Source organism: Candidatus Corynebacterium faecigallinarum (genome assembly GCF_052264515.1).
GTDB classification, from domain to species: domain Bacteria; phylum Actinomycetota; class Actinomycetes; order Mycobacteriales; family Mycobacteriaceae; genus Corynebacterium; species Corynebacterium faecigallinarum.
Window position 1 is genome coordinate 97,454 of sequence record NZ_JBQQOC010000002.1, and the last position, 13,064, is coordinate 110,517.

Genomic DNA, 13,064 nt, shown 5'->3' on the forward strand with positions numbered 1-13,064 from the left:
CTGGCAACCGTGTCGCGTACATCGGTGCCCCCGGAGAAGATCGGCCCCACGCCGCACAGAAGACGGTGAGGGGAAACCGCGATTCACAAGGAGTACCATGCGTTCAACGCACTGCACCCTGCACACCCCCGGACACAGCGTCCACTACATCCAGAACCGGCAGATCACCGATTTCGCCCGGCACTACCCGGAGCGGTGCCACGCCGTGACGGTGACCGACCTCGGCGCCGGCTGGTTCGAGACCAAGATCGACGGGGAGACCCGCCTCGGCTGGAACCATGACCACGATCTCGTCACCGAGATCGCCCGCGACTCCGTGCTGGGGGAGGTGGTCCACGTCCCCGACTTCGCCGCGCTCGTCCGGTGGGTCGACGGCAACAGCAACGGGAGCGCCGGCACCGTCCTGCTCCCCGCCTGGGGCAAGACCGGCTCCTGCGCCGCCGACCGCGCCGCGTCCCGTCAGGAGGTGCGCGATGACCGGTAACGACGTCTGTGAACGCGGCAAGTACGGGTGTCGGAGCTACCGCGCCGGGCATACCGCCCACTTCATCCAAGCCCGCCTGACCTCGGAGTACCTCGACTACTTCCCGGAACGATGTCGTTCGGTGGAACTGGAGGACCTCGGTGAGGGACATTTCCGGACGCACATCGACGGGGTCGCCGTGCGAGGGTGGAACCATTCTCCCGAGCAGGTCGCCGAGTTCGCCGGTGAATCCCGTCGCGGGCTGGTCCAGTACGTCCCGTACTCCGGGGTGCTCCTGTGTGCGAGGGTCGACAAGAACGGCCAGGTGTTCGCCCGCGCCATCATCAACCCCTTCTGGGAGGGTGGCGAATCACCGAAGACCACTGACGGACTCTTCCGCGGAGTTGACCTAAGGCTGCTCCTGCCGCGGGCACATGACCAGGAAAGGGAGTGCGACACCGACGCGCCGGGGCACGGTGCCACCGGCGGAGTTGCTCCCGGCGACCTGCCGACGGGTGACTTCTCCGGTAAGGATTTCGTCCGGGTCACCTTCGGCGGTGGGAGCGGCGGGCGACGTGGGGTGCTTTTCCCGGGTGGGGTTGCGCTGACGGCGCATCACTGCAATGCGGACTACCTGCCTGTCTTCACCCGGACGGCTTGCGACGAGGAGGTGTACCTCCACCTCGGGACAGGTCTCCTGGTCCGGGGAACCGGTGATCACCGGAAGTATCTCAGCGTCAGCTGGGAGAGGCTGGATGAATGCCCGACATCCGCGTCCCGGAATCAGCGACGGGGTCGGGGCGAGATCTTCCACCGTGGCCTGCTCGACGATCCGGCCGAAGACGGAGACGCCGAGGGCACCGACTAGACAGGGGCCGTCGCGTCCTGCCTGGTCCCGGGATACCGCGGCCCACCTGCCATGCAGTAGGCTGGATCACCGTGACTGACGCGAAGAACCCCAGCCAGAGCCAGCAGGCGGCCCCCGTAGCGGATGCCGCGAACGACCTTCCCGAGCAGGTCCAGGTCCGCCTCGGCAAGCGTGACCGGCTGATCGCCGACGGGCAGGACCCCTACCCCGTGGAGGTCCCCCGCACCCACGGCCTGGCCGAGATCGTCTCGTCCTACGTCGTCCTGCCGAAGGACGAGGACGAAGCGGCCGCCGTCGAGCGCGTCGACGGCGTGACCTACCTGGAACCCGGCGACGAGACCGACCAGCAGGTCGGCATCGCCGGTCGCGTCATCTTCGTGCGCAACACCGGCAAGCTCGCCTTCGCCCGCATCCAGGACGGCGACGGCACCCAGCTGCAGGCCATGCTGTCGCTCGCCGAGGTCGGCGAGGGCGCCCTGGCGGAGTGGAAGGCCATCGTCGACCTCGGCGACATCGTCTTCATCCACGGCCGGGTCGTGGCCTCGAAGCGCGGTGAGCTCTCCGTGATGGCCGACTCCTGGTCCATGGCCTCCAAGTCGCTGCGTCCGCTGCCGGTCGCGCACAAGGAGCTCAGCGAGGACACCCGCATCCGCCACCGCTACACCGACCTCATCATGCGCGAACAGGCCCGCACCAACGCCATGACCCGTATCAAGGTCATGCGTGCGCTGCGCAACGCCCTGGAGCGCCGCGGCTTCCTCGAAGTCGAGACCCCGATGCTGCAGACCCTGCACGGCGGTGCCGCCGCACGCCCCTTCGAGACGCACTCCAACGCCCTCGACATCGACCTCTACCTGCGCATCGCCCCGGAGCTCTACCTCAAGCGCTGCGTGGTCGGCGGCATCGACAAGGTCTTCGAGGTCAACCGCAACTTCCGCAATGAGGGCGTGGACTCCTCCCACTCCCCGGAGTTCGCCATGCTGGAGACCTACCAGGCGTACGGCACCTACGACACCGGTGCCCAGCTGACCCGCGAGATCATCCAGGAGATCGCCGAAGAGGTGTTCGGCACCACCACCGTCACCCTGGTCGACGGCACCGAGTACGACCTCGGTGGCGAGTGGCGCACCATGGAGATGTACCCCTCGCTCAACGAGGCTCTGAATGCCAAGTTCCCGGAGCAGGACGCCGTGTCCGAGGTCACCGTCGACAGCACCGTCGAGGAACTCAAGGCGCTGGCCACGGTGATCGGCCTGGATGTCCCGGCCAAGGGTGGTTGGGGTCACGGCAAGCTCGTCGAGGAGATCTGGGAGCTGTTGTGCGAGGACCAGCTCGACGGTCCGGTCTTCGTCCGTGACTTCCCGGTCGAGACCTCCCCGCTGACCCGCCAGCACCGCTCCAAGCGGGGCGTGACCGAGAAGTGGGACCTGTATGTCCGTGGCTTCGAGCTGGCCACCGGCTACTCCGAGCTGGTCGACCCGGTCATCCAGCGTGAACGCTTCGAGGACCAGGCACGTCTGGCCGCCGGTGGTGACGACGAGGCCATGGTGCTCGACGAGGACTTCCTCGCCGCCATGGAGCAGGGCATGCCGCCGACCTCCGGCACCGGTATGGGTATCGACCGTCTGCTGATGGCGCTGACCGGCCTGGGTATCCGCGAGACAGTGCTGTTCCCGATGGTCAAGCCCGAGCGCGAGAACTAGCATTACCCCTGCAGGGCGCCTGTGCTGCAGAACTTCTGCAGCACGGCGGGGGGAGTTTCAGGGGGGTACGTTCCGCTGTGTGCCAGCTGTCAAAGTTCGGGTTTTGTGACGCGGATCATGGCCTGTGGTTATGATGGAAACATCATTATTTGTCCGTCCCAGTCCATGCTGTACGGCTGAAGTACAGCGAAAGGTAGCTGCCAAACCATGAGCGACCGAAGCAAGCGGAACGACTCGACCCCGGGCCTGCACACGATCAAGCGTGACGCAACCGGTGCCGTGATGCGCGCCCTCACCCGGTTCACCGGCTCTGACATCGCCCAGAAGTACGGCCTGAGTGACAAGATCGACCGGGTCGCCTACGAGTCCACCAAGGGTGGCATGCGCACCCTCGGTGCCATCAACCGCCAGTTCAAGAAGTCCAAGGGCTCCGGCAAGCCCGTCCGCCTCGAGGCCCAGGGCAGCGAGGGAGACGCCTCCACCGAGCCGAAGAAGCCGGCGAAGGTCGTCTTCGACCTGACCCCCACCGAGGACCAGGAGATGCTCGTCTCCGCCGTCCGCGAGTTCGCCGAGGAGCAGCTCCGCCCCGTCGCCGACGAGGCCAACGAAGCTGCCGAGACCTCCAAGGAGGTCCTCGACAACGCCGCCGAGCTCGGTATCTCCCTGGTGAGCCTGCCGGAGGAGTTCGAGGGCCTGGCCGCCGAGTCCGCCTCCACCACCTCCGCCCTCGTCGCCGAGGCCCTGGCCTTCGGTGACATGGGCCAGGCCGTCGCCATCCTGGCCCCGGCCGGTGTCGCGACCACCATCACCAACTACGGTGACGACGCCCAGCAGAAGACCTACCTGCCGGAGTTCGCCGGCGAGTCCGTCCCGCAGGCCGCCGTCATCGTCAACGAGTCGCGCCCGCTGTTCGACCCCTTCATCCTGCAGACCACCGCGAAGCGCTCCGGCTCCGACATCATCATCAACGGTGTCAAGACCATGGTCCCCAACGCCGGTTCCGCTGAGCTGTTCGTCATCGCCGTCGACCTGGACGGTGTGAACACCTTCGCCATCGTCGAGTCCTCCACCGAGGGCGTCGTCGTCGAGGCTGACCCGTCGATGGGTCTGCGTGCCGCCGGCCTGGGCCGCGTCCTGCTGAAGGACGTCAAGGTCCCCGCCGCCAACCTCCTCGGTGGTGCCGATCTCGAGGACGAGACCCGCGCCGACAACTACACCGAGATCATCCGCCGTGCCCGCCTGGGCTGGGCTGCACTGGCCTCCGGCACCTCCGAGGCCGTCCTGGAGTACGTCAAGCCGTACGTCCTGGAGCGTCAGGCCTTCGGTGAGCCGATCGCCAACCGCCAGTCCGTGGCCTTCATGGTCGCCAACATCCGCATCGAGCTCGACAGCATGCGCCTGATCACCCAGCGTGGCGTGTCCCGCCTCGACCAGGGCCTGTCCTTCAACCGCGAGGCCGGTCTGGCCCGCCGTTTCGCCTCCGACAAGGGGATGCAGATCGGTTCCGACGGCGTCCAGCTGCTCGGTGGCCACGGCTTCACCAAGGAGCACCCGGTCGAGCGGTGGTACCGCGACCTGCGTGCCATCGGTGTCGCCGAAGGCGTCGTCGTCCTTTAAACCCCGCATCTGAATCATCGAAGGAGCATAAGCAATGATCAACCTTGAACTCCCGAAGAAGCTGCGGGGCACCGTCAACCAGGCGCACCAGGCCGCAGCAGAGATCTTCCGGCCCATCTCCCGTAAGTACGACCTCGCCGAGCACGAGCGTCCCGTCGAGCTCGACACCATGGCATCCCTCGTCGAGGGTATGTCCGACGGCGGCGGCAACATGGCCGGTGCGGCCGGCGGTCGCAGCGACAAGAAGAAGGACGACGGCAGCATCCGCAACGGCGGAAACATGTCCTCCCTCCTCAACGTCATCGAGACCTGCTGGGGCGACGTCGGACTGACCCTGTCCCTGCCCTACCAGGGCCTCGGCAACGCCGCCGTGGCTGCCGTCGCCACCGACGAGCAGCTCAAGGAGTACGGCAAGGTGTGGGCCGCCATGGCCATCACCGAGCCGCAGTTCGGCTCCGACTCCGCCGCGGTGGCGACCACCGCCAAGGAGGACGGCGACGAGTACGTCCTGAACGGTGAGAAGATCTTCGTCACCGCCGGTGAGCGTTGCGACCACGTCGTCGTCTGGGCCACCCTGGACAAGTCCGCCGGCCGTGCAGCCATCAAGTCCTTCCTGGTCCCGCGAGACACCCCCGGCTTCGAGCTGGTCCGCCTGGAGCACAAGCTGGGCATCCGGTCCTCCGACACCGCCCACTTCATCCTGGACAACGTCCGCATCCCGAAGTCCGCGCTGCTGGGCACCCCGGAGATCGACACCAAGAAGTCCTTCGCCGGCGCGATGGCGACCTTCGACAACACCCGCCCGCTGGTCGCCGGTATGGCCATCGGCGTCGCGCGTGCCTCCCTGGAGAAGCTGCGCGAGATCCTGACCGACGCCGGCATCGAGATCGACTACGACGCCCCGGCCTGGAACCAGACCGCCGCCGCCTCGGAGTACATCCGCCTCGAGTCCGACTGGGAGGCCGCGTACCTGCTGACCCTGAAGGCCGCATGGATGGCCGACAACAAGCAGCCGAACAACAAGGAAGCCTCCGAGTGCAAGGCGAAGGCCGGCCGCATGGCCACCGAGCTGACCCTGCGCGCCGTTGAGCTGGCCGGAACCTTCGGCTACTCCGAGCGCTCCCTCCTCGAGAAGTGGGCCCGCGACTCCAAGATCCTCGACATCTTCGAGGGCACCCAGCAGATCCAGCAGCTGGTCGTCGCACGCCGCGAGCTGAACCTCTCCTCGGCACAGCTGAAGTAGCAGGTAGCTGCAGTCACACGCAGCACGCAGCACGCAGCACGCAGCGGCCCCCGGTCATCACGACCGGGGGCCGCTTTCATGTCTGGGTGTCGCACGCGGCAACGACAATCGATCACACCCCCGGCGATTTCCGTATCGTGAGAACACCAGGTCAAGAGCCTGCGGAGTGCGGGAAGAAAACGCTTCGGGTGTGATGCATGACCGGTAGGTACGTGCGCCACAGGGCCGATGCCAGGCACAGAGGAAAGGCCAACGGCCCGGTGGTCACTCTGGACCGCCGGGCCGTTGGCCTGTCGCGCTGTGGCGTTGTCGCGCTGTGGCGTTGTGGCACCGTCCTGCAGGTGCTGCAGGCACCGCCGCCTACAAGCTAGGCGACCTCATCTTCGACGCCGGTGTCGATCTTCGGCAGCTCACGCGGGACGATCTTGCCGACGGCGTTGCGGGGCAGTTCATCCATGAACACGAAGTAGCGGGGGACGTTGTGGCGCGCCAGCTTCGCCTTCACCGCTGCCTTGGCACGGTCGTCGAAGCCTTCCTTGTCGGACTCGTCGTTCAGCACGACGTAGCACGCCAGAGCCTGGCCGAAGTCGGGGTCGTCGACACCGTGGACGGCGACCTCGTAGACCTCCGGCATGTCGGAGATGACGTCCTCGGCCTCCTGCGGGTACACGTTCTCGCCACCGGAGACGATCATGTCGTCGCTGCGTCCTGCGAGGTAGAACAGGCCGTCCTCGAAGTAACCCAGGTCGCCGGTGGAGACCAGGCCGCGCAGGTTCTCCTTGTCCACGCCGGGACGGGTGTAGCCCTCGAACAGCAGGTCGTTACCGACGAAGACGCGTCCGACAACGCCCTCGGGGACGTCATTGCCGTCCTCGTCGACGACCTTGAGGATGGTCGCCATCGGTGCCTTGCCTGCCGTGTTCGGGTGCTTGTCGAGCTCCTCCGGGGTCGCGATGGACGCCCAGCTGACCTCGGTCGAACCGTAGAGGTTGTAGAGGACCTTGCCGAACTTCTCGTGGGTCTCGCGGATGACGCGCGGCGGCAGGGCCTCACCGCAGGCCACGATGCTCTTGGTGCCCGGGTCGAAGCCCTCCGGCACGGCCTCGAGCAGGCGGCGCAGCTGGGTGGGCACGATGGCGATGTTCGCCGGACGGTTGTGCTCGATCAGCTTCACGGCGGCCCGCGGGGAGAACTTGCGCTGCAGGATGAACGTCCCACGCAGCGCCAGGCCCAGCTGGATCTGGCAGAAGCCCCACAGGTGGAACATCGGCGCGGAGACGTAGTAACCGCGGTGGTGCTTCAGCGGGATGCGCGACATGATCGACGATGCCGGCATGTAGGTGGTCGGCTCCGGACGGCGCGCGCCCTTGGGGGTGCCGGAGGTTCCGGAGGTCAGGATAATGGTGCGGCCACGACGCGGGCGGGCCGGGATCTTCGACTCGGCCGGGCCGGTGCGCAGCACCTCGGTGAGGGTCGGCCAGTCCGGGTTACGGGTGGCGTGGTCCTCCGACTGCAGGGCGTCAGCGACATTGCTGGCGTACTCGATGTCGTCCAGCTCGGCCTTCTCCTCATCGGTGAGAGGGGCAGCAGCGGAGTCCTGGTTCTCCTCCCAGTTGATGATGACCGGGCACTCGTCGAAGCCCTTGGGAAGCAGGGGGATGAACTCCTCGTCGATGAAGAGCAGGTCGATCCTCTGCTCCTTCATCACCGCACGGGTCTGGGACGCGGAGGCGCCGGTGTTGAACAGGACGATGTCGGTGCCGAGCTGGCCGTGGGCGCACATGGTCATGAGGAAACCACGGTGGTTACGGCTGAGCATGCCGATCCGCTGACGCTCGCGCACGCCGGTGCGGTAGAGGGCCTCGGCGAGCTTGCTGGTCTGGTTGTGCAGCTCGCCGTAGGTGATCGAACCGGCATCGTCGATGACGGCGGTGTGGTGGTAGTCCTGTGCGGCGCCGAGGGCGAGTAGGCCGGCGGGGGTGAAGGACCACTGGACGATGGACTTCAGGGCCTTGCCCATTGCCACCGGGCCCATGGCGCCCAGCACTCCCGACTTGAACAGGGGGAGGGTGCCTTCGGCGAGCTTGGGGAGTTCGCTCAGGGAAATGGTGCGATCTGATCCACTCATGGTGAGCCTTCTTTCGGATAGTCGGTCGGCTGTTGGTTGTCTGTGGTGTCGAGGTGTCCGTGCCGCGACGTCGGATCGTCCTACCGGATAGTGACGGTGGCGACAGGACCGCAGCGTGCGTGACCCAGATTACAGATAAAAATGCGTGTGTTTAGTGAATCACATTATTTGGTGGCAGGGTCCCGCGCATATGGGGTGCACGACGCCCAGGTGGCGGCATCGGGCCGGTGTTCAGACACGTTCATTGGCCCTGTTCGCTGACGGCGTACAGCGTGCCGAGCGACGATGTAAAGGTACTCTCACCTGCAGTTTATATAGTGTTTCGGCGGGTGGGGTCCCCGGGAACAAGTTCGAGGGCCGTCGCGTTGTGCCCAGTGAGTAAACGTGGGGTCGCCGAATCACTAAGGTGGTCTCCACAACCCGGACCTTGAAGTGAGGGAGAGCTAATGTTCGAGAGGTTCACTGACCGTGCACGACGCGTCGTCGTGCTGGCGCAGGAGGAAGCCCGCGCGCTCAATCACAACTACATCGGCACCGAGCACATCCTGCTCGGGCTGATCCACGAAGGTGAGGGAGTAGCCGCCAAGGCGCTGGAGTCCATGGGGATTTCCCTGGAAGCGGTGCGCACCGAGGTCGAGGACATCATCGGCACCGGTGGGCACCCGCCGAGCGGCTACATCCCCTTCACCCCGCGCGCCAAGAAGGTCCTCGAGCTGGCCCTGCGTGAGGCCCTGCAGCTGGGGCACAAGTACATCGGCACCGAGCACATCCTGCTCGGCCTCATCCGCGAGGGTGAGGGGGTGGCCGCACAGGTGCTGGTCAAGCTGGGTGCGGACCTGTCGAGTGTGCGACAGCAGGTCATCCAGCTGCTGTCCGGCTACGAAGGTTCCGAGCCCGAGGCTGCGCCGGACGAGCCGGCCACTGCCGGTGTCGGCCAGAACAGCGAGCCGGGCCCCGGCGGCAACAAGCCGGGTCAGAAGTCGAACTCCCTGGTCCTGGACCAGTTCGGCCGCAACCTGACCCAGGCCGCCAAGGACGGCAAGCTCGACCCGGTGGTCGGCCGTGAGAAGGAGATCGAGCGCATCATGCAGGTGCTCTCGCGTCGTACCAAGAACAACCCGGTGCTCATCGGTGAGCCCGGTGTCGGTAAGACCGCCGTCGTCGAGGGCCTGGCCCTGGACATCGTCAACGGTAAGGTCCCGGAGACCCTGAAGGACAAGCAGCTCTACTCGCTGGACCTGGGGTCCCTGGTCGCCGGTTCCCGCTACCGCGGTGACTTCGAGGAGCGCCTGAAGAAGGTGCTCAAGGAGATCAACCAGCGCGGTGACATCATCCTGTTCATCGACGAGATCCACACCCTGGTCGGTGCGGGTGCCGCCGAAGGCGCGATCGACGCCGCCAGCATCCTGAAGCCGAAGCTGGCCCGCGGCGAGCTGCAGACCATCGGTGCCACCACCCTGGACGAGTACCGCAAGCACATCGAGAAGGACGCCGCCCTGGAGCGTCGTTTCCAGCCGGTGCAGGTGCCCGAGCCCTCCGCCGAACTGACCATCGAGATCCTCAAGGGTCTGCGTGACCGCTATGAGGCGCACCACCGCGTGTCCATCACCGACGGTGCCCTGGCAGCGGCTGCCCGCCTGGCGGACCGGTACATCAACGACCGTTTCCTGCCGGACAAGGCCGTCGACCTCATCGACGAGGCCGGCGCCCGCATGCGCATCAAGCGGATGACCGCCCCGAAGGCCATCCAGGACGTCGACGACAAGATCGCCGAGGTGCGTCGCACCAAGGAAGCCGCGATCGACAACCAGGACTTCGAGAAGGCCGCGTCCCTGCGTGACGACGAGCGCAAGCTCACCGAGGAGCGTGCCGAGAAGGAGAAGCAGTGGCGCGCCGGTGAACTCGACGATGTCGCCGAGGTCGGTGAGGAGCAGATCGCCGAGGTGCTCGGCTCCTGGACTGGAATCCCGGTCGTCCGACTCACCGAGGAGGAGTCCTCCCGCCTGCTGCACATGGAGGATGAGGTGCACAAGCGGATCATCGGCCAGGATGACGCAGTCAAGGCCGTCTCCCGGGCGATCCGTCGTACCCGTGCCGGTCTGAAGGACCCGAAGCGTCCGAGCGGTTCGTTCATCTTCGCCGGACCGTCCGGCGTCGGTAAGACCGAGCTGTCGAAGGCGCTGGCCGAGTTCCTCTTCGGCGACGATGACTCGCTCATCCAGATCGACATGGGCGAGTTCCACGACAAGTTCACCGCGTCCCGCCTGTTCGGTGCACCTCCCGGATACGTCGGCTACGACGAGGGCGGCCAGCTGACCGAGAAGGTCCGCCGCAAGCCGTTCTCCGTGGTGCTCTTCGACGAGATCGAGAAGGCGCACAACGAGATCTACAACACCCTGCTGCAGGTCCTGGAGGACGGTCGACTGACCGACGGCCAGGGACGTGTCGTGGACTTCAAGAACACGGTGCTGATCTTCACCTCGAACCTCGGTACCAGGGACATCTCCAAGGCTGTGGGCATGGGCTTCACCGGAACCGGTGCCACCGACGAGGAGGGCCAGTACGGGCGGATGAAGGCCAAGGTCGACGATGAGCTGAAGAAGCACTTCCGGCCCGAGTTCCTCAACCGTATCGACGACATCGTGGTCTTCCACCAGCTGACCCGCGACCAGATCGTCCAGATGGTCGACCTGCTCACCGGTCGGGTGCGCACCGCGCTGCTGGAGAAGGACATGGACCTGGAGCTGTCGGAGAACGCCAAGCACCTGCTGGCCGTCCGTGGTTTCGACCCGGTGCTCGGTGCCCGTCCGCTGCGTCGTACGATCCAGCGGGAGATCGAGGACCACCTGTCCGAGAAGATCCTGTTCGGCGAGATCGGTGCCGGCGAGATCGTCACCGTCGACGTCGAGAACTGGGACGGCGAAGGCAAGGGCGAGGGCGCGAAGTTCGTCTTCGGTTCCAAGCCGAAGCCGCTGCCGGAGATCGCCGCCGATGACGAGGGTCCGACCGCCGATGAGGCGCAGGACGCCGTGGTCGACGCCGCCACCGACGAGGACACCCTGCCGGAGACGCAGGACGCCGTGGCGGACGCCGCCGGCGAGTCCCGGGAGTAGTTTCCGGTAGGTCCCCGGGGCGTGGTTCCGGGGCACGGCCGCCCCATGGCCCCATGTCAGAAAGGTGGGATCATCTGCTGGTTTTCACGAAGAAAACCAGCAGATGATCCCACCTTTCTGACGTTGTGGTGGGGCGCTCAGCGGGGCAGGCGGTAGGACGACTCGGTTGATTCAGCTGAGCCGTCGATCTTCTCCACCAGGCCGTCGGTCACCAGGGACTCCAGGGCACGGATTCGCTGGGCCGCATCCTCACTGGTGGCGATGAAGTCCGGCGCAGTCACCGTGACGGTCGTGTCTCCCTCGCCGCCACGCAGGATCGCCATGATGCGGCCGCGCACCTGCCGGTCGGTTCCCTCGAACTTCTGCACCCGCTTCTTCGCCGCCGCCGACTCCGCGGCACTGGGCTCCGGGCGTCCCAAGGCCACCCAACGGCACCGGGTGACCACCGGACACTCGGAGCATTTCGGCGACCGGGCGGTGCACACCGTGGCACCCAGTTCCATCAGCGAGGAGCACATCCCGACCGCGACGGACCGGGTGTCCTGGGCATGCCTCGGATTGCGGTAACCGCGGCGCACCAGGGCGGGGTCCTCGTCCACCCACGGCATCAGGTCGGCCACATCCACGAGATCCGCGGCCGCCGCCGGGCCCTGAAGATACTGTCCGCGTGCCAGTCGGCGGTGTACCCGGCGAACATTGGTGTCCACGACCGGGACGGCGCGTCCGAAAGCGAATGCGGCGACCGCGCGGGCGGTGTAGTCACCGATGCCGGGCAGGGCCAGTAGTTCAGCGACGGTGGAGGGGACCGTCCCGTCGTGTCGTTCGACAATGGCCCGTGCACACTCGCGCAAACGTAGTGCACGGCGCGGATAACCCAGGTTCGCCCACGCACGGAGGATCTCGTCGGTGGGGGCGTCGGCCAGGTCGGCCGGGGTGGGCCATGTCTGGAGCCACTGCTCCCACAGGGGAATGACGCGGGCCACCGGGGTCTGCTGCGACATGATCTCGCTGAGCAGGATCGCCCACGCACCGGTGTCAGGTTCCCGCCAGGGCAGGGCACGGGCGTGGTCGTGGTACCAGCCGTTCAGCACCTCGCCCAGGGGGCGGGGGTCGGCGGCAGCGGTGGAGGACGTCGTCGTGGTCATGTCATGGTCCACTGTGCCGTACCGCCTGACGACATCAAAAACGTGTGCCGGGGACTGTGCGGGAGACTGTGCTGGAGACCCCGGCCGTGGACTGCCAGGGTAGTTAGGTGGAAGAATGGAGCGCATGAGCCACCATTTCACACCGCAGCAGGCACTTGAGGCACTCGTCGAGGGCAATGCTCGTTTCATGTCGGAAGACTCCGACCATCCCCACCAGGACCGTGTTCGGCGCCAGCTGATGACCTCCGGCCAGAAGCCCCACGCTGTGGTGCTGGCCTGTTCCGACTCGCGGGTACCGGTCGAGATCATCTTCGACCAGGGTATCGGCGACCTCTTCGTCATCCGTACCGCTGGAGAGATCACCGACCTGTCGGTACTGGCGTCGCTGGAGTTCGCTGTGGTGTCCCTGGGTGTTCCACTGGTGGTCGTGCTGGGCCACGAGAGCTGCGGTGCGGTGGGGGCCGCCCAGAATGCACTGACCACCGGCAGGATGCCGCCGGGGTTCCAGCGGGTGCTGGTGGAGAAGGTGACCCCGTCGTTGTTGGCGGCCCGGGCGTTGGGCGCGGACACCAGCGAGGACTTCGAGAAGCACCACGTGGTCGAGATCGCCAACCACATCGTGGACCGCTCCCCGGGCATCGTGGAGAAGCTGCGCGACGGGGAGTGCGGTGTGGTCGGAATGCGGTACCGCTTGTCGGACGGACTGGCCGAACCCGTTGTCACCTACGGGGTCGACGCTGACGGTGTGGAGAAGGCGGACCCCGGGGAGTAGTGCTTCAGTGCT

Annotated in this window: 9 protein-coding genes; 7 read left to right on the forward strand and 2 right to left on the reverse strand. The window is 66.4% G+C overall.

Annotated features, from left to right (window positions below; genetic code table 11):
- Nucleotides 1-97: 97 nt before the first annotated feature.
- From ACTXPP_RS01655 to ACTXPP_RS01675, 5 genes are all read left to right on the forward strand, one after another.
- On the forward strand, nucleotides 98-484 hold the full coding sequence (locus tag ACTXPP_RS01655) for a hypothetical protein (protein ID WP_301494636.1): 387 nt from the start codon (nucleotides 98-100) through the stop codon (nucleotides 482-484).
- Entirely contained in the window at nucleotides 474-1,331 is an 858-nt protein-coding gene (locus tag ACTXPP_RS01660) for a hypothetical protein (RefSeq protein ID WP_301494638.1), read from the forward strand. The genes ACTXPP_RS01655 and ACTXPP_RS01660 overlap by 11 nt, the downstream gene beginning before the upstream one ends.
- A gap of 71 nt (nucleotides 1,332-1,402) precedes the next feature.
- The gene (gene lysS / locus ACTXPP_RS01665) at nucleotides 1,403-3,034 is read left to right on the forward strand and encodes a lysine--tRNA ligase (protein WP_301494639.1); all 1,632 of its coding nucleotides are present in this window, start codon (nucleotides 1,403-1,405) and stop codon (nucleotides 3,032-3,034) included.
- Nucleotides 3,035-3,241: 207 nt separating this feature from the next.
- Complete coding sequence (locus tag ACTXPP_RS01670) at nucleotides 3,242-4,651, forward strand: acyl-CoA dehydrogenase family protein (RefSeq protein ID WP_301494641.1); 1,410 nt, start codon at nucleotides 3,242-3,244, stop codon at nucleotides 4,649-4,651.
- A 34-nt stretch (nucleotides 4,652-4,685) separates the two neighbouring features.
- Complete coding sequence (locus ACTXPP_RS01675) at nucleotides 4,686-5,894, forward strand: acyl-CoA dehydrogenase family protein (RefSeq protein ID WP_301494643.1); 1,209 nt, start codon at nucleotides 4,686-4,688, stop codon at nucleotides 5,892-5,894.
- Between the two features lie 367 nt (nucleotides 5,895-6,261).
- Here the strand turns inward: ACTXPP_RS01675 and ACTXPP_RS01680 are convergent, their stop codons facing one another.
- Entirely contained in the window at nucleotides 6,262-8,022 is a 1,761-nt protein-coding gene (locus ACTXPP_RS01680; protein ID WP_301520379.1) for an AMP-binding protein, read from the reverse strand.
- 446 nt (nucleotides 8,023-8,468) lie between these two features.
- Between ACTXPP_RS01680 and ACTXPP_RS01685 the strand changes: the two genes are divergently transcribed.
- On the forward strand, nucleotides 8,469-11,135 hold the full coding sequence (locus ACTXPP_RS01685) for an ATP-dependent Clp protease ATP-binding subunit (protein ID WP_301494647.1): 2,667 nt from the start codon (nucleotides 8,469-8,471) through the stop codon (nucleotides 11,133-11,135).
- A gap of 137 nt (nucleotides 11,136-11,272) precedes the next feature.
- On the opposite strand, the gene ACTXPP_RS01690 is transcribed toward ACTXPP_RS01685, so the two are convergent.
- On the reverse strand, nucleotides 11,273-12,280 hold the full coding sequence (locus ACTXPP_RS01690) for an iron-sulfur binding domain-containing protein (protein WP_301498510.1): 1,008 nt from the start codon (nucleotides 12,278-12,280) through the stop codon (nucleotides 11,273-11,275).
- 124 nt (nucleotides 12,281-12,404) lie between these two features.
- Here ACTXPP_RS01690 and ACTXPP_RS01695 point away from each other — a divergent pair, with 124 nt between their 5' ends.
- Entirely contained in the window at nucleotides 12,405-13,052 is a 648-nt protein-coding gene (locus ACTXPP_RS01695) for a carbonic anhydrase (protein WP_443340577.1), read from the forward strand.
- Nucleotides 13,053-13,064 lie beyond the last annotated feature (12 nt).

What these genes read in the sequence shown, in the direction of transcription:
- ACTXPP_RS01655 (WP_301494636.1), top strand. Translation starts at nt 98, where the DNA reads ATGCGTTCAACGCACTGCACCCTGCACACCCCCGGACACAGCGTCCAC.
- ACTXPP_RS01660 (WP_301494638.1), top strand. Translation starts at nt 474, where the DNA reads ATGACCGGTAACGACGTCTGTGAACGCGGCAAGTACGGGTGTCGGAGC.
- ACTXPP_RS01670 (WP_301494641.1), top strand. Translation starts at nt 3,242, where the DNA reads ATGAGCGACCGAAGCAAGCGGAACGACTCGACCCCGGGCCTGCACACG.
- ACTXPP_RS01675 (WP_301494643.1), top strand. Translation starts at nt 4,686, where the DNA reads ATGATCAACCTTGAACTCCCGAAGAAGCTGCGGGGCACCGTCAACCAG.
- ACTXPP_RS01680 (WP_301520379.1), bottom strand. Translation starts at nt 8,022, where the DNA reads ATGAGTGGATCAGATCGCACCATTTCCCTGAGCGAACTCCCCAAGCTC.
- ACTXPP_RS01685 (WP_301494647.1), top strand. Translation starts at nt 8,469, where the DNA reads ATGTTCGAGAGGTTCACTGACCGTGCACGACGCGTCGTCGTGCTGGCG.
- ACTXPP_RS01690 (WP_301498510.1), bottom strand. Translation starts at nt 12,280, where the DNA reads ATGACCACGACGACGTCCTCCACCGCTGCCGCCGACCCCCGCCCCCTG.
- ACTXPP_RS01695 (WP_443340577.1), top strand. Translation starts at nt 12,405, where the DNA reads ATGAGCCACCATTTCACACCGCAGCAGGCACTTGAGGCACTCGTCGAG.